General features: G+C 55.2%; 13 protein-coding genes, 2 tRNA genes and 6 pseudogenes. 4 read left to right on the top strand and 17 right to left on the bottom strand.

Translation table 11 applies throughout. The features are described 5' to 3' along the window. Positions 1-200 precede the first annotated feature (200 nt). The 7 genes from ACMX3H_RS07985 to ffh all read right to left on the bottom strand — a co-directional run bounded on the left by ACMX3H_RS07985 (position 201) and on the right by ffh (position 4,709). Positions 201-563 (bottom strand): hypothetical protein, encoded by a 363-nt coding sequence (locus ACMX3H_RS07985; protein ID WP_415210424.1) that lies wholly within the window; start codon positions 561-563, stop codon positions 201-203. Between the two features lie 48 nt (positions 564-611). Then, positions 612-893, bottom strand: coding sequence for a hypothetical protein (locus ACMX3H_RS07980; protein ID WP_415210423.1), 282 nt, complete (start codon positions 891-893; stop codon positions 612-614). Between the two features lie 319 nt (positions 894-1,212). Then, positions 1,213-1,560 carry a 50S ribosomal protein L19 gene (gene rplS, locus ACMX3H_RS07975; RefSeq protein ID WP_415210422.1) on the bottom strand — a complete coding sequence of 116 codons (348 nt, stop codon included), beginning with the start codon at positions 1,558-1,560 and terminating at the stop codon, positions 1,213-1,215. A gap of 63 nt (positions 1,561-1,623) precedes the next feature. Beyond that, complete coding sequence (gene trmD / locus ACMX3H_RS07970) at positions 1,624-2,379, bottom strand: tRNA (guanosine(37)-N1)-methyltransferase TrmD (protein ID WP_415210421.1); 756 nt, start codon at positions 2,377-2,379, stop codon at positions 1,624-1,626. A 38-nt stretch (positions 2,380-2,417) separates the two neighbouring features. Further along, positions 2,418-2,969, bottom strand: coding sequence for a ribosome maturation factor RimM (gene rimM, locus ACMX3H_RS07965; RefSeq protein ID WP_415210420.1), 552 nt, complete (start codon positions 2,967-2,969; stop codon positions 2,418-2,420). An 18-nt stretch (positions 2,970-2,987) separates the two neighbouring features. Then, a complete protein-coding gene (gene rpsP, locus ACMX3H_RS07960) occupies positions 2,988-3,236 on the bottom strand; it encodes a 30S ribosomal protein S16 (RefSeq protein ID WP_011410519.1) in 249 nt (82 codons plus the stop codon). A 111-nt stretch (positions 3,237-3,347) separates the two neighbouring features. After that, complete coding sequence (gene ffh, locus ACMX3H_RS07955) at positions 3,348-4,709, bottom strand: signal recognition particle protein (RefSeq protein ID WP_415210419.1); 1,362 nt, start codon at positions 4,707-4,709, stop codon at positions 3,348-3,350. Between the two features lie 169 nt (positions 4,710-4,878). On the opposite strand from ffh, the gene ACMX3H_RS07950 reads away from it, so the two are divergent. Both ACMX3H_RS07950 and ACMX3H_RS07945 read left to right on the top strand, forming a co-directional pair. After that, positions 4,879-5,667 (top strand): inner membrane protein YpjD, encoded by a 789-nt coding sequence (locus ACMX3H_RS07950; protein WP_415210418.1) that lies wholly within the window; start codon positions 4,879-4,881, stop codon positions 5,665-5,667. Positions 5,668-5,693: 26 nt separating this feature from the next. Beyond that, positions 5,694-6,973 (top strand): annotated as a pseudogene (locus ACMX3H_RS07945) (HlyC/CorC family transporter). Between the two features lie 517 nt (positions 6,974-7,490). On the opposite strand, the gene luxS reads toward ACMX3H_RS07945, so the two are convergent. The 10 genes and pseudogenes from luxS to pncC form a co-directional block, all read right to left on the bottom strand. Next, positions 7,491-8,006 carry an S-ribosylhomocysteine lyase gene (gene luxS, locus ACMX3H_RS07940; RefSeq protein ID WP_415210417.1) on the bottom strand — a complete coding sequence of 172 codons (516 nt, stop codon included), beginning with the start codon at positions 8,004-8,006 and terminating at the stop codon, positions 7,491-7,493. A 166-nt stretch (positions 8,007-8,172) separates the two neighbouring features. After that, a complete protein-coding gene (gshA, locus tag ACMX3H_RS07935) occupies positions 8,173-9,735 on the bottom strand; it encodes a glutamate--cysteine ligase (protein ID WP_415210416.1) in 1,563 nt (520 codons plus the stop codon). A gap of 76 nt (positions 9,736-9,811) precedes the next feature. Next, a pseudogene (yqaB, locus tag ACMX3H_RS07930) lies at positions 9,812-10,347 on the bottom strand (fructose-1-phosphate/6-phosphogluconate phosphatase). Between the two features lie 727 nt (positions 10,348-11,074). Further along, positions 11,075-11,151: transfer RNA gene (locus ACMX3H_RS07925), tRNA-Arg, on the bottom strand. Positions 11,152-11,159: 8 nt separating this feature from the next. Then, positions 11,160-11,252, bottom strand: a tRNA-Ser gene (locus tag ACMX3H_RS07920). Between the two features lie 265 nt (positions 11,253-11,517). Next, positions 11,518-11,703 (bottom strand): carbon storage regulator CsrA, encoded by a 186-nt coding sequence (csrA, locus tag ACMX3H_RS07915; RefSeq protein WP_011410512.1) that lies wholly within the window; start codon positions 11,701-11,703, stop codon positions 11,518-11,520. A gap of 254 nt (positions 11,704-11,957) precedes the next feature. Next, entirely contained in the window at positions 11,958-14,585 is a 2,628-nt protein-coding gene (gene alaS / locus ACMX3H_RS07910) for an alanine--tRNA ligase (protein ID WP_415210415.1), read from the bottom strand. 144 nt (positions 14,586-14,729) lie between these two features. Next, a pseudogene (locus ACMX3H_RS07905) lies at positions 14,730-15,088 on the bottom strand (regulatory protein RecX). Between the two features lie 56 nt (positions 15,089-15,144). Next, positions 15,145-16,219 (bottom strand): annotated as a pseudogene (gene recA, locus ACMX3H_RS07900) (recombinase RecA). 111 nt (positions 16,220-16,330) lie between these two features. Beyond that, a complete protein-coding gene (pncC, locus tag ACMX3H_RS07895) occupies positions 16,331-16,819 on the bottom strand; it encodes a nicotinamide-nucleotide amidase (RefSeq protein ID WP_415210425.1) in 489 nt (162 codons plus the stop codon). A gap of 237 nt (positions 16,820-17,056) precedes the next feature. On the opposite strand from pncC, the pseudogene ACMX3H_RS07890 reads away from it, so the two are divergent. Further along, a pseudogene (locus tag ACMX3H_RS07890) lies at positions 17,057-17,753 on the top strand (amino acid ABC transporter substrate-binding protein); the annotation flags it as partial. A gap of 24 nt (positions 17,754-17,777) precedes the next feature. Next, positions 17,778-18,173 (top strand): annotated as a pseudogene (locus ACMX3H_RS07885) (amino acid ABC transporter permease); the annotation flags it as partial. Between the last annotated feature and the right edge of the window lie 167 nt (positions 18,174-18,340).

Raw genomic sequence — 18,340 nt, 5'->3', positions numbered from 1 at the left:
TCATCGCCGGATTATCCATGATCTGACAGCCGTCCCTTATAGGATGCGGGTTCACTAGGCATCGTAGTGGAACATATTCTTACCGGGCCATACAACAAACCCACCAATAATTCAAGACGTCCTCCACGGGGCGCTTACGCTTCTTGCGGCTTAATGCCCATCACCTGATATTCGCTGGTGGGCATTGCCAGCATCTCTTTTCATAGCTTACCTGCGTCCATTAACTCGTCGGGGTGGGCATTACGCTCTTGTTTAATTTCATTGAATTTGCACTCCATCGCTATTTTCAATTCCGCCAAGTGTTCCCGGCTGGCAATAATATGGTCATGGATGCTATTCTCGGCGCCGGCAGATTTCCCCTTTCTATCCATCGGGTGAAGGATTTCAAGTTGTTTATAGGCCAGTATTGTCGTATCAATTACCCCAAGCTGATACTCCGTAAGCTCATTAATTAATTGGGCGCATTCTGACACATTCAGGTCACTAAAGGCGACCTCAGGCGCCACCACTTTACCGAAAGTGGACGACACGTCTTTTATTTCCGGCTGGCCTTTCGTCAGCAATGCCGTGTTTATCGCCTATTGCGGAAAATGCTGAGCTCCATCCATTGACTAGTTTTTTTCTACAACTTTCAGCTTGTCGTAAAATGCCTCGAGTCCCTCCCTCTTACCATACACCGATGGCGTGTCACGGCGTTCGGAAAATTCAATGAGGGGCTGCTTTACTGGCCGCTTGCTTTCCTCTTTCTCTAGTGGGCTAAACGAAAAAATTAGGTTAGAATTAATCGAGTTGCGGTCGTTTCCAAGCGTGTCTTTTGCCACGTCCCTGGGCAATTGATTCTCGAAAATCTTTTTCATTGACGCAACGTGACCGTGTAGTTTTACTTCAGGCATATTAGAACTCCTATAGTTAGGATCATTATTCCTAATTTGCCCAAATTTGATGTCAATTAACGCTACTCAGCGCTTGCACTTTATTTAATCAATTCCTCCTCGCGTTTTTTTCGTGTGGCCGATAAAATTTTTATATGTATTCCCTCTATGGATAAACAACTTAGCGCTTTTCCCGCCACCAAGTTGTTCATGGCGTTTAGCGCTGTGAGTACCATGGTTCAGTGAAATGACAACCTACACCACTGCGCCAAAAAAAAGGGTCAATCCATAAGTTGACCCTTGACTAACTAAACACTTTCGGATGTTGCGAAAGCGTACCTTAGTTCAAGCGCTCTCTAATACGTGCTGCCTTACCGGTACGTTCACGCAGGTAGTAAAGTTTGGCCTGACGAACGGCGCCACGACGTTTCACGGTAATGCTGTCGATGACCGGAGAATGCATCTGGAACACGCGCTCAACGCCTTCGCCGTTGGAGATTTTGCGAACAGTGAATGCAGAATGCAGACCGCGGTTACGAATAGCGATAACCACGCCCTCGAATGCCTGCAGACGTTTTTTGCTGCCTTCAACAACCCATACCTTAACTTCCACCGAGTCGCCCGGGCGGAAGGACGGTACGTCCTGCTTCATCTGTTCTTGTTCAATTTGCTTAATAATATTGCTCATAATTTGGTCTCTTACCCTAGGTAAACTGATAGTTCAGGCTAACCGGCCAGCAGGCCGATCCCTTTAATCATCTTGTTGCCTTACCCGATATTCTCGCTGAAATTCGGTTAGCAACGTTGCTTGCTCGTCAGTCAGAGCTAGGCTTTCCAGAAGTTCAGGTCTTCTCAGCCAGGTACGGCCCAAAGACTGTTTCAGACGCCAGCGCCGAATCTCAGCATGATTGCCCGACAGCAGAACTGGCGGAACCTCCATGCCGGCCAACACCTCAGGACGGGTATAGTGCGGGCAATCCAGCAGCCCTTCGGCGAAGGAGTCCTCCGCCGCGGAGGCCTCATGCCCCAGTACGCCCGGGATAAACCGGGAAACCGAGTCAATCAGCGCCATCGCCGCTAATTCACCACCGCTGAGCACATAATCACCCATTGACCATTCTTCATCAATCTCGGTGGCGATTAAACGCTCATCAATACCTTCGTAACGGCCACAGACCAAAATCATCTTTGGGTTGGCGGCCAGCTCGCTCACGCCTTGCTGATCGAGCTTACGACCCTCAGGGGAGAGATAGATCACCTTCGCCCCTTCTCCTGCCTTGTTTTTTGCCTCGTAAATCGCATCCCGCAAGGGCTGCACCATCATCAGCATACCCGGTCCGCCGCCGTAAGGGCGATCGTCCACGGTACGATGCCGATCGTGGGTAAATTCACGCGGGCTCCAGCACTGCACCCGCAGCAGGCCATTCTTCACTGCCCGGCCGGTCACCCCGTAATCGGTAATGGCGCGGAACATATCGGGAAACAGGCTGATAACACCAATCCACATCCCGCCGCTTCCGCTATCGCCACCCTCAGAATCGGGGGTCAAAAGCCCGGGTCCCAGTCAACTTCAATGACGTGGGCCGTGAGATCGACATTCTTAATCACCTGCCCGTCGAGGAACGGAATCAACCGCTCCTGAATGCCAAAGGCATCTTTCAGGTTGGCTTTCACCACCAGAACATCGTTCGAGCCGGTTTCCATCAAATCAATGACTTCGCCCAGCTGATAACCGCCGACGGTGACGACCTGGCACCCCAGGAGGTCTTTCCAGTAGTATTCGCCGCCGCTGTCGAGGTCCGGCAATTGCGACGCGTCGACGACGATTTCGCAATTGGTCAAAAGCGTCGCCGCTTCCCGGTCTTCGATGTCCCTGACCTTAATGATCAGGTCCTGATTGTGGCGCTTCCAGCTTTCCAGACTGATCGGCTGCCACTCACCTGCCCTTTTGATGAACCAGGGCTGGTAATCAAAAATGCTTTCGGCTTCTTCAGTGGATGAAAACACTCTGAGCCAACCGCGAATGCCATACGCCGAGCCCATCTTGCCCACGACTACCGGCTCAACCGGTGCTGCGATACGGAGTTGTTTGCTCATTTTCACCACCAAAAGGCGTTATGCTGCTTTTTTCGCGTCTTTGATCAGCGCGGAAACGCGTTCGGAAACCGTTGCGCCCTGGCCAACCCAATGTTCAATACGATCCAGATCCAAACGCAGACCTTCAGCCTGACCAGTCGCGATCGGGTTGAAAAAGCCAATACGTTCAATAAAGCGACCGTCGCGCGCATTTCGGCTGTCGGTCACGACGATTTGATAGAACGGGCGTTTTTTAGCGCCGCCACGTGCCAAACGAATTGTTACCATAACATCCTCTTTAGTTAATAAAACAACCGGGCCCTGTCGGGGAACGGGGCCCGGTTACCGTATAAAAAGCCCCAAAATTCTACTCGTTTCGGGGTAAAAAGCAATCGATAGTTAACGACCTGGGAAGCCGGGCGGCATCATGCCCTTCATGTTGCGCATCATTTTCGCCATACCGCCCTTTTTCATTTTATTCATCATGCGCTGCATGTCGTCGAACTGTTTCAGCAGGCGGTTGACGTCCTGGACCTGCATGCCGGAGCCGGCGGCGATACGGCGTTTACGCGAGCCTTTGATGACGTCCGGGCTGACGCGCTCTTTGGCGGTCATGGAATTGATGATAGCCTCCATGCGCACCAGGACTTTATCGTCCATCTGCGATTTGACGTTGTCCGGCAACTGGCCAACACCGGGCAGCTTGCTCATCATGCTGGCCATGCCGCCCATATTGCGCATCTGCTTGAGCTGATCCAGGAAGTCGGTCAAATCGAAACCGTCGCCTTTTTTCAGCTTGCGGGCCAGCTTCTCCGCCTGGGCGCGATCGACCTTGCTTTCAATGTCCTCGATAAGGGACAGCACATCACCCATGCCGAGTATCCGCCCGGCCAGACGATCGGGATAAAAAGGCTCCAGCGCGTCGGTTTTCTCGCCGACGCCCATGAATTTGATGGGTTTGCCCGTAATGTGGCGGATGGAAAGCGCCGCGCCGCCGCGCGCATCGCCGTCCACCTTGGTCAGGATGACCCCGGTCAGCGGCAGCGCCTGATTAAAGGCTTTGGCGGTATTGGCGGCGTCCTGGCCGGTCATGGCATCCACCACAAACAGCGTTTCCACCGGGTTGATGGCGGCGTGGATAGCGATGATTTCCACCATCATCGTTTCATCTACATGCAGGCGGCCGGCGGTGTCCACCAGCAGCACATCATAAAATTTGAGCTTGGCCTGATTTAGCGCCTGATTGACAATATCGAGCGGTTTTTGCGTGGCGTCGGACGGGAAAAAATCGACGCCCGCCGTGGTCGCCAACGTTTCAAGCTGCTTGATAGCCGCCGGACGATAAACGTCGGCAGACACCACCAGCACTTTTTTCTTTTGTTTTTCGCGCAGATATTTGCCGAGCTTGCCGACGCTTGTGGTTTTCCCGGCCCCCTGCAGGCCCGCCATCAGCACCACCGCCGGCGGCTGCGCCGCCAGATTCAGGGCGTTGTTTTCGGCGCCCATGGCGTTCACCAGCTCGGCGCGCACGATCTTGACGAATTCCTGCCCCGGCGTCAGGCTTTTATTGACTTCTTGCCCCAGCGCGCGCTCTTTGACCCGGCTGATGAAGTCCCGCACTACCGGAAGCGCCACATCCGCTTCCAACAGCGCCATGCGCACTTCGCGCAGGGTATCTTTGATATTGTCTTCAGTCAGGCGGCCTCTGCCGCTGATATTGCGCAACGTGCGCGATAATCGATCGGATAAATTATCAAACATCGTTTTTACTCAACCTGGCGTCCGGCCGCTTGCGCGACATTATTGGCGGCAGGCAGTATAACACGAAGCAGGCCGGGATCGCTGCCCCCCTTACGACAACGGTTGGAGCATGGCGCGCTGAAGGCTATACTGGTCGCCTCTTTTATTTAAGTCAGACGATGACGCTGCTATGTCCTGGATTTCCCTTCTGGCCTTTATTGCCTATTCCTTGAGCCTCGGCCTGATCTTGCCCAGCATTCTACGCCGCAATAGCGCTTATCGCCGGCTGGCCCTGCTGTCGGCGGCGGTGGCGATGCTGGGACACGGCGCGCTTATTTGGCAGCGCATCTTTGGCGTGCAGGCGGGGCAGAATTTGAGCTTGTTGAACGTGGGCTCGCTCATCAGCCTAATCATCTGCGTGGTCATGACGGTAGCGGCGTCGCGCAATCGTTGCTGGTTTTTGCTGCCCATCGTCTATATCTTCGCGATGATCCATGTGGCGTTTATTACGCTGATGCCGGGGGAATTCATTACCCATCTGGAAGCCACTCCCGGTCTGATGGTCCATATCGGCCTGGCGCTATTTTCTTATGCGGTGCTGATTATCGCCGCCCTGTACGCGTTCCAGCTGACGTGGCTTGATTACCTGCTGAAAAACAAGAAACTGAGTTTCCATTCCGACATGCCGCCGCTGATGGGCATCGAGCGCAAAATGTTTCACATCACCCAGGTCGGCGTGGTGCTGTTAACGTTGACGCTCGCCACCGGTCTTTTTTTCATGCGGGATCTGTTCGTCGTCGAGAACCGGCATAAGGCGATACTCTCTTTCATCGCCTGGCTGGTCTATATTGTAATACTATGGGGTCATTACCGACAGGGCTGGCGCGGTCGCCGGGTGGTGTGGCTCAGCGTGCTGGGTGTGCTGTTATTGACGCTGGCCTATTTCGGCAGCCGGATCTGGCAAAACGTGATGGCGTAATGCGACGCCGATAAGGAAAGCCCACTTTGGAATATGTTTCAACCAGTACGCTGCTGATCATTCTGGTTATCATGGTATTGATTTCTGCCTATTTCTCCGCTTCCAAAACCGGCATGATGACGCTAAACCGCTATCGTTTGCGTCATCAGGCAAAACAGGGTAACCGCGGCGCACGCCGCGTAGAGAAATTGCTGCGGCGTACGGACCGACTGCTGAGTCTGGTGCTTATTGGCAATAACCTGGTCAATATTCTCGCGTCCGCGCTGGCGACCATCGTCGGTATGCGTCTTTATGGCGATCTCGGCGTCGCCATTGCCACCGGGGTATTGACGTTCGTGGTACTGCTGTTTGCTGAAGTGCTGCCGAAAACGGTGGCGGCGCTCTACCCGGAACGTATCGCGTTTCCAAGCAGCCTGCTGCTGGTGCCGCTGCAAAAACTCATGTTGCCCGTCGTGTGGCTGCTTAATCTTATTACTCGCGTATTAATGCGGCTGATGGGCATCAGGCTCCCCTCCAATGTGCGCGATGCGCTGAGCAAGAAAGAGCTGCGCACCATCGTGACGGAATCCCGCTCGATGATTTCCCGCCGCAACCAGGACATGCTGATTTCCGTGCTGGATTTGGAAAAGGTGACCGTTAACGACATCATGGTGCCGCGCAATGAGATCGTCGGCATCAATGTCAACGATGAGTGGCGTTCCATTATTCGTCAGCTGACCCACTCGCCCCACGGCCGTATCGTGATAATCTTGATGACGCTATCGGCATGCTGCGGGTACGCGAGGCCTACCGTCTGATGACGGAAAAGCAGGAATTTACCAAAGAGAATCTGCTGCGCGCCGCCGATGAGATTTATTATGTGCCCGAAGGGACCCCGCTCAATGTCCAGTTAGTGAAGTTCCAGCGCAATAAAGAAAAAGTGGGCATTATCGTCAACGAGTACGGCGATATTCAGGGGCTGGTGACGGTGGAGGATATTCTTGAGGAGATCGAGGGGGATTTCATCACGTCCATGTCTCCCAGCCTGGCGGAGGAAGTCATTCCGCAAAGCGACGGTTCGGTGATTATCGAGGGCGGCGCCAGTATCCGCGAGCTCAACAAGGCGTTTAACTGGTCGTTACCGGAGGAAGAAGCGCGCACCATTAACAGTATGCTATTGGAAGTGCTGGAAGATATTCCGCTGGCCAACACCCATACGCATATCGGCAGCTATCAGATCGATATACTTGATGTGCAGGACAATATGATAAAGCAGGTGTGCATCACGCCCATAAAGCCGTTAAAGCAAGGCGTCGACGGGAATTAAGCGCGCACGCGGGGCACGCCGCCGCTCAAACAAGCCGTTTCACGACGGCGATTGCGGCCGGGCCTGGCGAAAGGTCTCTCCTGCGGATCGCAGTCTATCGCGTACGGCGGTCCAAGGCTATCGTCCCTGCCTGGCCACGGTTATCGTGATCTCCGACCGAGGCTGTTGACCCTGCCAGCCGCGGTTATCGTGACCGCCAACCGAGGCTATCGTCCCTGCCGGTCGCGGTTATCGTGACCGCTGGCCGTGGCTGTCGCGCCCGGCGGGCTTTCGCTCAACAGGCCTCGCGTTTACCTGCCATGTGGGCCATCCGACCGTTGCTGACGGCGGGGTTGGGTTTATAATCTCCTTCATGCATTAACTAAAAAGGCTCACCCTAGGGTGAGCCTTAATCTTAGGCTGTCTGACTTAAAAGCAGCTGCCGGCCGCTATCGCGGCCGAACCCGCAACGGATATCCGCGGCGCTGGCGGTGCGGTTGCCCGCAGGCCGACGGCAAGCCGCGCGATCCGCGCCAAACTAGATATGCAGCTCCGCCAGCTTTTCTTTCGGCAGCGCCAGTTCGTCGTTCTGATTAACGCGGATAGCATTATCCAGAATATGTTGCGCGATATCTTGCGCTTCCTTGAGCGAATGCATTTGATACGTGCCACACTGATACTCGTTCAATTCGGGGATCTGCTTCTGGTCTTTAACCTTCAGCACATCCGCCATCGCCGCTTTCCAGGCATCAGCCACACGCTGCTCATCCGGCGCGCCGATAAGGCTCATATAGAAACCGGTACGACAGCCCATCGGAGAGATGTCTACGATTTCGACGCCTTCCACGTTCAAATGGTTGCGCATAAAGCCAGCAAATAAATGCTCCAGCGTATGAATGCCCCGCTCCGGCATCACTTCCAGGTTTGGCCGGCAGAAACGCAGATCAAAGACGGTGATAGTATCGCCATGAGGTGTCTTCATGGTTTTCGCAACACGGACCGCAGGCGCTGCCATACGGGTATGGTCTACGGTAAAGCTATCCAAAAGTGGCATGATGTCACCTCCTTTAAAAATAATTTATTTTTTTTGCGAATGTAAGGAAACCTTTTTCCCCGCCGTGGGTCATAACATATGAATGACAATGACGCGCACTTTGTTATCATCATCCCTGTTAACAGGAATGTTAATTTGGCCACAGTTTCTGTGGCCTTTTCTTTTTTCAGCGCCCGTACTGGCTCGCCAAAAATTCATCGAAACTCAGGCTATCCGCCGCTTCCAGAGCACGCTGCAGCTGCCAGGAACGTATCCGCTCATCATCAAGCTGGGCCTCCCTTAGCACCTCTAACGGCTCATCGCGCAGCGTTTGGCGATAATCGTTGGCCAATATCAGCCCCAGCCCGCCAATACCGTGCTCTATCAATTGATCCAGAAAACGGGCGGAAAGCGTAAGCTCGGGATAATCGAAACCCGCCACCAGTTTATCGCACACCTGCTGGTAGTGCGTGTCGCCATTATTGCTGTCGAGGGTTTCGGCCACGCGCCGCAGATCGCTAAACAGCGATTTGCCGAGGGTGGTCAGCGGCTGCTCGGTACTGCCGCAGTCAATACCGAGCATCAGGCCGGGCTTGCGCCCTTCAAGGATCACCCGATTCCAGTTGCTGCGGGTACAGAGTAACTCTTCCGCGCTCATCTCCGGCGCTTCAGCCAGCGTACACCAAATCAGGAAAAGATCCAGAAAGCGCGCCTGCTCTTCATCAACGCCCACCGGCGAGAAGGGGTTGATATCCAATGAGCGCACTTCCACATACTCGATGCCGCCGCGCATCAGCGCGTCGGACGGGGATTCGTCGTCTCGCGTCACCCGCTTGGGCCGTATCGGCGCATACAGTTCGTTTTCAATTTGCAACACATTGGTATTCAGCTGCAGATAACGGCCGTCCCGTTGCAACCCCATGCGCTGGTAGTCGGCGGAGGGCGTTTTAGTCACCTGTTTCAGACCGCGGACATACTCATCCAAATGGTTGAAGGTAATGCCCAGCTGACTTTGCGACTTATTGGTGTACCCTAAATCGCTCAAGCGCAACGAGGTGGCGTAGGGCAGGTAAATCAGCCCCGACGGCGCGTGCTCAAACGGCAGATCGGTTGTGCGGCCGTTGAGGAAAGACGGACAGATGCCCGGCGAGGCGCCAAACAAATAAGGGATAATCCAGCCGAATCGATAATAATTACGGATAAGCCGCAGGCAGCCGGTGGAGACCGCCTCCTTGCCGCTTACCTCGTCGCTAATTCCGGCGTAGGCCTGCCAGAAGGCCAGCGGCAGAGAAAAATTGTAATGCACGCCGGCTATCACCTGCATCAGGGCGCTGTAGCGATTCTTTAATCCTTCGCGGTACAGCGTCTTTATACGCCCGATGTTAGAACTGCCGTATTGCGCCAATTCGATGGGCTGAGCGCCGTCGATGAAACACGGCATACTCATCGGCCACAGGCGTTCATCTCCCAGGTGGCGAGCGACATAACGATGAATATCGCGCAACAGCGTCAGCATATGGCCGATATCGTCGTCGACCGGCGTAATAAACTCCAGCAGCGCCTCGGCGAAATCGGTTGTGATCCACTTATGGGTCAGCGCCGAGCCGAGGGATTCGGGATGGGGGGTCTGCGCCAGGCTCCCGTTGGCATTGATGCGCAGCCCTTCACGCTCGACGCCGCGACGAATGCCCTTCAGTGCTTGAGGGTTGGCTTCCAGCCAGGAAAGCGCGTTTGATACATCCGGGATCAAATTGACCTCCCGCAGTTGACAGTGTTTAGGCTTAGCATAAGAGTTCCTGCTCGTTCAAGGCCATGGTTGGTTAACGTCACGCGCTCAATGCCCGAACATCCACAAACATAATACCAAAGTCGGCGTCCTCAAAAACCACGCAGGATTCGGGCGGGACACCGATCAGCTCCGCGCAGCGCAGGAAAGTTTGCGGATCGGGTTTATGACGGGTAACGTCATCGGCGCCAACGATGGCGTCGAAATAGTGCAGCAGCCCGAGATGGCGCAACAGGGCCTCCGCCATCGCATGTTCACTGCCGGTGCCCACCCGCCATCGGACGTTTACCATGGTAGCGCTTGACGACGTCGATAAGGGGCAGCGCGGTCACATCGTCAAAGAGAATGTTTGCAGCGCCGCGGTTTTTTCACGGGCCAACTGATGGGGATCGATGGACGATTGATGACTCTCAATGATCATTTTCGCAATATGCCAGGTCGGCGATCCGTTTAACGAGACCACGGCCGCCTCGTCGAACTGCATCCCGTAAGGCGCCAGGCTTTGCGGTGCGTCGGTTCCGTATCAAGCAGCGTGCCATCCATATCGAAGATCAATCCTTGGTACTGATCGTACATCGTTGCTCACCTGAAGCTGTAAAATAAGCGTTTACTTTAGCGCAATCTCGTAACATTGTCGCTGATTCTGTTGGCGCCGGATGTGCCTCGTGGTTTGGAATGGCGCGTCGCGGCAGGTGCTTACCCAGGCGAGACAGGCGAAAAGGATGCGGGATGGCTGAACGGTCTCAACCGAAAAGAAGTCGTTCACCGGACTAAGGGCGGATACGGCGCGGTGAAACATCTAGGTCACTTAACGGCAGGGGTTGGGAACACCGACGCCGTTAAAAGCACACAGAGAGAAACGCCGACGCGGTGAGGGACAAAGAGAGACGCTGAGAGGAAGATACGAGAGGGGGCGACGGCGAAAATGCTAGAAGCCGCGAGGGAAGCAGCAAGGATGGCGATCGCCATCAATAAGGCGATACGGCAGGGATAACCATGGTGATAATGATGGAGCCGCAAACTAAGCAAGGGAGGAAACGCAAAACGGTGAAGAAAAAAACTGATTTAAAGGTTAACCACAAAAAAATTAGCAAAATCAGCAAATTACGGCGTCAGGAATGCGGGAGGATTCGAACCTCCGACCGCTCGGTTCGTAGCCGAGTACTCTATCCAGCTGAGCTACGGATGCATGTAATTATTATTATGACGTCATGTGCGACGTGCTTTTCTTTGGACTGTCCGACATTTACCGGTCCGGCAAGTGTATCCGCCAGGCCCCTGACTCTGCCACCAAGTCAGTTAATGGTGCATCCGGGAGGATTCGAACCCCCGACCGCTCGGTTCGTAGCCGAGTACTCTATCCAGCTGAGCTACGGATGCATTGTAAATGGCGGTGAGGGAGGGATTCGAACCCTCGATACAGCTTTTGACCGTATACTCCCTTAGCAGGGGAGCGCCTTCAGCCTCTCGGCCACCTCACCTACGCGCCGCTGTTGAAGCTCATCGGCGCTGTGTGGCGCACATATTACTTTCTGGGCTTGATAAGTCAAACCCTTTTTTGCCCACCGGGAAGCGATTGCACAATTCCCATGCAACTTGCGCAGATTAGCAGCTAAATAGCGGTAAAATAACCGTCTCTTGGCGATTTTTGGAAAGGAGAGGAAACAAGCTCGAGAAATAGAAAGGCGCTGATAACGGGGTTATCACGGGGCTGCGCCTCGCACGGGGCAAGGCGCTGAAAAGGGATCAGTAAGGAGTCTGTTGCGACTTCTCAGCCTGGATACGCTGGTATATTTCTTCGCGGTGCACAGAAACTTCTTTAGGAGCATTAACACCGATACGGACTTGGTTGCCTTTGACGCCTAAAACAGTAACCGTAACCTCATCGCCTATCATGAGGGTTTCACCAACTCGACGAGTCAGAATAAGCATTCTTTGCTCCTTGAAAGATTAAAAGAGTCGGGTCTCTCAGTTTCCCGCCATTATCCATCATATACCGTGAAAGCGTAAGCCGTGTAGCATACATGCGACACACGCCGGCCGGCCGGGCGCTTTCCATATCTGGTATAAGTTTAGTCGATATGACCAGCTTCGCGCCTAACTTTTGTTTCCCGGAAGAGTATGTATTGAAACACCCTAACTTAACAGAAAGTTAGGGTGTTTATTATAACGTATTCTTATTCTACTCAGAGTTTTGCGGCCAGCATCGCATCTAAGCTTGCCAGCGCGGCCGGCAAAGCGGCGATATGGCTGCCGCCCGCTTGCGCCAGATCGGGGCGTCCGCCGCCTTTACCCCCCACCTGCTGCGCGAGGTGACCAACAATGTCACCCGCTTTGATCCGATCGGTCAAATCCTTGGTCACGCCGGCTATCAGGCTGACTTTACCCTCCGCCGCCGTGGCGAGGACGATGACTGCCGACCCCAATTGGTTTTTCAGATCGTCCACCATGGTGCGCAGCATTTTCGACTCGACATTGTCCAGTTGACTCACCAGGACCTTGACGCCGTTGATGTCGCGCACGTTACGGCCGAGCGATGCGCTTTCCTGCGCGGCCTGCTGGTTTTTCAATCGCTGGAGATCTTTTTCCAACTGGCGAGAACGCTCCTGCAGCGCCCGTACTTTATCCACCAGCGTTTGACTATCGCCTTTCACCAACTGAGCAATATGATGCACCAAATCGCTCTGCTGATGAAGCGACGCCAGCGCCCCTTCGCCGGTGACCGTTTCGATACGGCGGATACCGGCGGCGGTGCCGGATTCCGAAGTGATGCGGAACAGGCCAATATCGCCGGTACGGCTGGCGTGGGTCCCGCCACACAGTTCGGTAGAAAAATCCCCCATGCTCAGCACCCTGACCTGCGCCTCGTATTTTTCACCGAACAGCGCCATGGCCCCTTTATTGCGGGCGTCCTCCAGCGCCATAATCTCCGTCTGGATAGGCAGGTTGCGGCGGATCTGCTCATTAACGATATCTTCCACCCGACGGATCTGTTCGGGCTTCATGGCTTCATTATGGGAGAAATCGAAACGCAGGTAGTGATCGTTCACCAGCGACCCCTTCTGCCTGACATGTTCACCAAGCACCTGACGCAACGCCGCATGCAGCAAATGAGTGGCCGAATGATTCAGGCGGATGCGCTCGCGGCGCACGCTATCTACCTGCGCCGCGACCTGCGTGCCCAATTTCAGTTCACCGTAGCTGAGCTTGCCCAGGTGGCCAAACGCTTTGCCGTATTTCTGCGTATCCGCTACCTCGAACACCCCGGAAGCCGCTTTTAATTCGCCCCGGTCGCCCACCTGTCCGCCCGATTCGCCATAGAACGGCGTTTCGTCAAGCACCACCACCGCCTCTTCACCCTGACGGATGACCTCTACCGGCTGGCCATCGCGGAACAGCGCGGTCACCCGTCCCTGATGCGCAAGCTGTTCATAGCCAAAGAAACGGGTGGTTTCGTCCACGCGCTGCAGGCTGTTGTAGTCGGCACCGAAACCGCTCGACTCGCGCGCGCGTTTGCGCTGCGCCTCCATGGCGCGTTCAAAGCCCGACTCGTCGACGCGCAGGTTGCGTTCCCGGCAGACATCGGCGGTCAAATCCAGCGGGAAACCATAAGTATCATACAGGCGGAAAGCGGTTTCGCCATCGAGGGTGTCGCCAGTCAGTTTGGCCAACTCTTCGTCCAGCAGCGTCAGGCCGCGCTCCAGCGTGCGGGCGAACTGCTCTTCCTCGGCGCGCAGCACCTGATCCACCATCGCCTGTTGCGGCTGCAGCTGGCTCGCGGCGCTGCCCATCACCTCGATGAGCGGCGCGACCAGCTTATAGAAAAAGGTGTCGCTGGCGCCCAGCATGTTGCCGTGACGAATCGCGCGGCGGATGATACGGCGCAGGACATAGCCCCGGCCCTCGTTGGACGGCACGACGCCGTCGCTGACCAGGAACGAGCAAGAGCGAATGTGGTCGGCGATAACACGCAGCGATTTGCTGTCGGGATCGCTGGCGCCGGTTGCCTGGGCCGCGGCGGCGATAAGTTTCTTGAACAGGTCGATATCATAGTTCGAGTTGACATGTTGCAATACCGCGGCAATACGCTCCAGCCCCATGCCGGTATCCACCGAGGGTTTCGGCAACGGCAACAGGGTGCCATCGGCCTGGCGGTTAAATTGCATGAACACCAGGTTCCAGATCTCGATGTAGCGGTCGCCGTCTTCCTCCGTGCTTCCCGGCGGGCCGCCCCAGATATGCTCGCCGTGATCATAAAAGATTTCCGAGCAGGGACCACAGGGACCGGTGTCGCCCATTTGCCAGAAATTATCGGAGGCATAGGCGCTACCTTTATTATCGCCGATACGGATGATGCGCTCGGCGGGTACTCCCACCTCGCTGGCCCAGATGTTATAGGCTTCATCATCGGTGGCATACACCGTCACCCACAGCTTCTCTTTAGGCAGGTTGAACCATTGTTCACCGGTCAACAGTTCCCAGGCGAACCGGATAGCATCATGTTTGAAATAGTCGCCGAAGCTGAAATTCCCCAGCATCTCAAAAAAAGTGTGGTGGCGCGCCGTGTAGCCGACGTTTTCCAAATCGTTGTGCTTGCCGCCCGCCCTCACGCAGCGCTGCGATGTGGTGGTGCGCCGGTAGGAACGGTTATCCAGGCCCAGGAACACATCCTTGAACTGGTTCATGCCGGCGTTGGTGAACAGCAATGTTGGATCGTTATCAGGCACCAGTGAGCTGCTTGCCACCACCTGATGTCCCTTGCTATGGAAAAAATCGAGAAACGCCTGACGGATCTCAGCGGTGCTCTTGCTCATAGTTGTCCCGGAATCATGCAAAAAAGATCGAATCGTGAACAGAATAGCGCAGTAGTAAGGCGCTGCAGTAGCGTTCAGGATCGTAAAAAGTGGGAATAAGATAAATTTTCTTTGGTGCGAAGTAAAATCCCGCCCGCCATCTATTTATAAATTTGTATAAATAGACCGGATTTCGTCGAAGGAAAAGCCGCGGGAGAGTAGATAACGCTGCACTTTGATTTTGGTCTGCGGCTCGGCCGGCAGCAGCTGCCCGAACTTTTTCACCGCCACGGCGAACGCCTGCGCCGGGCGAAACGCCCATAGTCAAGCCAGTCGTGGTCATGACAGTAAGCGATCGCCTGGTCGATCTCGTCCTGGCTTACCGCGGGCGCGGGTTGCACATCGGCGCGCTCGCGAAAGCGACGGCGCGCAACCGGCGGTACCGCCAGCTTACGCCGCAGTTCGGCTTCGCTATGATCGCGGCGGGACAGCAGCCCCAAAGCCCGGTCGAGTAAGGAGGCCACCGCGTTAGCGACCGCGCGCCGTAGCCGGCGGCGGCGCCGTCTTCACCGCCTGTCGGTTAAAACTCTTCATTGCTCTCGCTGGCGCTTTCATCCTCGCTTTCCACGTCGCTGACCAGGCTGTTGCCGTCGGCGCTGTGCAGCAGCATGTCGCGCAGCTTCTTATCCAGCTCCGCCGCCAGTTAGGGATGGTCCTTCAGAAAGGTGCAGGCATTGGCCTTGCCCTGGCCGATCTTCTCGCCGTTATAGCTGTATCAGGCGCCCGCTTTCTCTATCAGCTTGTGCTTGACGCCCAGATCGACCAGCTCACCGCGAATGTTGATGCCTTCGCCGTACATGATCTGGAATTCGGCCTGTTTGAACGGCGCGGCGACTTTGTTCTTCACGACTTTGACGCGGGTTTCGCTGCCCACCACCACATCGCCTTCTTTCACCGAGCCGATACGGCGGATATCCAGACGAACCGATGCGTAAAACTTAAGCGCGTTACCGCCGGTCGTGGTCTCCGGGTTACCGAACATGACGCCGATCTTCATGCGGATCTGGTTGATGAAAATCAGCAGCGTATTGGCGTTTTTCAAATTACCCGCCAGCTTCCGCATCGCCTGGCTCATCATACGGGCGGACAGCCCCATATGGGAATCGCCAATCTCACCCTCGATTTCCGCTTTCGGCGTCAGGGCCGCCACGGAGTCGACGATGATGACGTCTACGGCGCCGGAGCGGGTCAGGGCGTCGCAGATTTCCAGCGCCTGTTCGCCGGTGTCCGACTGGGAGCACAGCAGATTATCGATGTCGACGCCCAGCTTTTTGGCGTAGATGGGGTCCTCCAGGGTGTGCTCGGTATCGATCGATAAAGGCGCAGGTTTTGCCTTCGCGCTGCGCCGCGGCGATGACCTGCAGGGTCAGGGTGGTTTTACCCGATGATTCCGGGCCGTAGATTTCAACGATACGGCCCATGGGCGGCCCACCGGCGCCCAACGCGATATCCAGAGACAGAGAACCTGTGGAGATCGTTTCAACATCCATGGAGCGATCTTCACCCAGGCGCATGATCGAGCCCTTGCCGAATTGCTTTTCAATTTGGCCCAGTGCTGCCGCTAACACCTTTTGTTTATTCTCATCAATAGCCATTTCAACTCCTATCAAGCGGGGAGCGACATCGCCACCCTCTTTCGCCAACGATATGTACCGGCGGTACTGAGTGATAATTATGCTATATTAATGTACAGTATCAAGCGAATTTTAGAGAAATGCCGCAAGCAACGTGGTTAGCGCGAAATGCACCGCCTGACGGCGCACCGCGTCCCTGTCGCCCTCGAAATGAATAAGCTGGGAAAAGGGATCGCTCTGCGCGGCGGCGAAACCGAACCAGACCGTACCCACCGGTTTTTCAATCGTGCCGCCGTCGGGGCCGGCGATACCGCTTATCGCCACCGCGTAGTCGGCAGACGCGGCGCGGAGCGCGCCGCAGGCCATCTCCTGCACCACCGGATCGCTCACCGCGCCGTGCTGTTCCAGGGTCCGGGGGCGCACACCGAGCAAATCGGTTTTCGCCTGATTGCCGTAGGTGACAAAGCCGCGCTCAAACCAGCCGGCGCTGCCGGAAACGTCGGTAATGGTCTTGGCCACCCAGCCGCCGGTGCAGGATTCGGCGCAGGTAATAAACTTATTGTCCCGCTTAAGCGCCGCGCCCAGCCGCGCGCTAAGCGCATAGAGTTCGCTGTCGTTTATCATATTTTTATCCTGAACCGATGTGGCTTACTGCGATCGTGCAGACTGGGCGGCCTGGCTGTCAATAGGTGCTTATAGGCGCCGCATTCCAACTTTCACCATCGAAGCCGCCGCCGCCCGCGCCCTTGTCACGCTTAGCGCTATGCACTACAGTTGCAAACGTACGTAGATTGTATAACCAAACGCAATGACTAATGACATAAAATGCTTTAGACCTGAAAGTAAAATAGTTTAGCATTGGCGGCAGTTAAGTCCGCCTGGCACCATAACCTTCGGCACCGAGGGGACTTATGCGCCTTATACGTTTCACGATGAGAGCGACAAACTGGTCGGCTTTGACGTGGATCTGGGCCGTGCGGTCGCCGAAAAGCTGGGTGTCAAGGCCAAGTTTATCGAAGGGCGCTGGGATGGGCTTATCGCCGGTCTGGACGGTAAACGTTATGATGCGGTCATTAATCAGGTGGGCATCACGCCGGAACGTCAGGCGAAATATGATTTCTCCAAACCTTATGTCGATTCAAAAGTGGTGTTGATTACCCGCGACGACAATACGACGATTAAAAACTTCAGCGACCTGAAAGGCCAAAAAGCCGCGCAAAGTCTGACCAGTAATTATTCGCAGTTGGCCAGCAAATACGGCGCCGATATCGTGCCGACCGACGGCTTTACGCAATCGCTGGGGCTGGTTATTACCGGACGCGCGGCCGCCACGCTTAATGACAATTTGTTGTTCCTGGATTTCAAAAAACACCAGCCGAACGCCAAAGTGAAAGTGGCCGCCTCTGAACCTGCCAATGCGCCATCGGGCATTCTGGTACGTAAGAACCAAACCGCCCTGGTGGACGCCATTAATAAAGCCCTGGATGAAATCAAGGCCGACGGCACCTATAAAACTATTTCGCTGCGCTATTTCGGCCAGGACGTTTCTCAGTAATTTATTTCTCCGGGAGTCATACCAATGCGGCCATGGCTGCAATTAATGTACGACTCCTTTTGGCGTTTGTTTACAGCCGGGCTGATGTTTACCCTGCCGCTGGAGCTGCTGTCGTTTGTCGGCGGCCTGGTGGTGGGGTTTCTGGTGGCGCTGGTTCGTTTGTATGGCCCGCAACCGCTGAAAGAAATCGCTGATTTTTATGTTTGGGTTATCCGGGGAACACCGCTGCTGGTGCAGCTGTTTTTGATTTTCTATGGTTTGCCCAGCGCCGGCGTCACCCTGGACGCCTTCCCGGCGGCCCTGATTGGTTTCACCTTGAGCGTCGGCGCTTACAGCTCGGAGATAATCCGCGGCGCCATCGTCTCGGTGCCCAAGGCGCAGTGGGAAGCCGCCTGGGCCATCGGCATGAATTCGACCCAGGTGCAGATTCCGACGTATCCGATCATTTGTTCCGGCGACATCCGATCAGTTATTCCGATATTTTCCGATCACCCATTCCAGTGATATTCGATCACGTGTTCGCTCATCTTCTGACTCAGTTTTAGTCTATTTTTCCTGTGCTGGCTACTCCTTGCTCTTTGCGTAGT

It is taken from the genome of Sodalis sp. (in: enterobacteria), assembly GCF_047607725.1.
Taxonomy (GTDB): domain Bacteria; phylum Pseudomonadota; class Gammaproteobacteria; order Enterobacterales; family Enterobacteriaceae; genus JBLKSS01.
The sequence above is the reverse complement of the archived record's forward strand: the minus strand, read 5'-3'. Positions and strand labels throughout refer to the sequence as shown.

Excerpts from the sequence above, each read along its gene's own strand:
- rpsP (WP_011410519.1), bottom strand. The coding sequence starts at position 3,236 with ATGGTAACAATTCGTTTGGCACGTGGCGGCGCTAAAAAACGCCCGTTC.
- trmD (WP_415210421.1), bottom strand. The coding sequence starts at position 2,379 with ATGTGGATTGGTGTTATCAGCCTGTTTCCCGATATGTTCCGCGCCATT.
- rplS (WP_415210422.1), bottom strand. The coding sequence starts at position 1,560 with ATGAGCAATATTATTAAGCAAATTGAACAAGAACAGATGAAGCAGGAC.
- ACMX3H_RS07950 (WP_415210418.1), top strand. The coding sequence starts at position 4,879 with ATGTCCTGGATTTCCCTTCTGGCCTTTATTGCCTATTCCTTGAGCCTC.
- rimM (WP_415210420.1), bottom strand. The coding sequence starts at position 2,969 with ATGAGCAAACAACTCCGTATCGCAGCACCGGTTGAGCCGGTAGTCGTG.
- alaS (WP_415210415.1), bottom strand. The coding sequence starts at position 14,585 with ATGAGCAAGAGCACCGCTGAGATCCGTCAGGCGTTTCTCGATTTTTTC.
- luxS (WP_415210417.1), bottom strand. The coding sequence starts at position 8,006 with ATGCCACTTTTGGATAGCTTTACCGTAGACCATACCCGTATGGCAGCG.
- ffh (WP_415210419.1), bottom strand. The coding sequence starts at position 4,709 with ATGTTTGATAATTTATCCGATCGATTATCGCGCACGTTGCGCAATATC.
- ACMX3H_RS07980 (WP_415210423.1), bottom strand. The coding sequence starts at position 893 with ATGCCTGAAGTAAAACTACACGGTCACGTTGCGTCAATGAAAAAGATT.
- csrA (WP_011410512.1), bottom strand. The coding sequence starts at position 11,703 with ATGCTTATTCTGACTCGTCGAGTTGGTGAAACCCTCATGATAGGCGAT.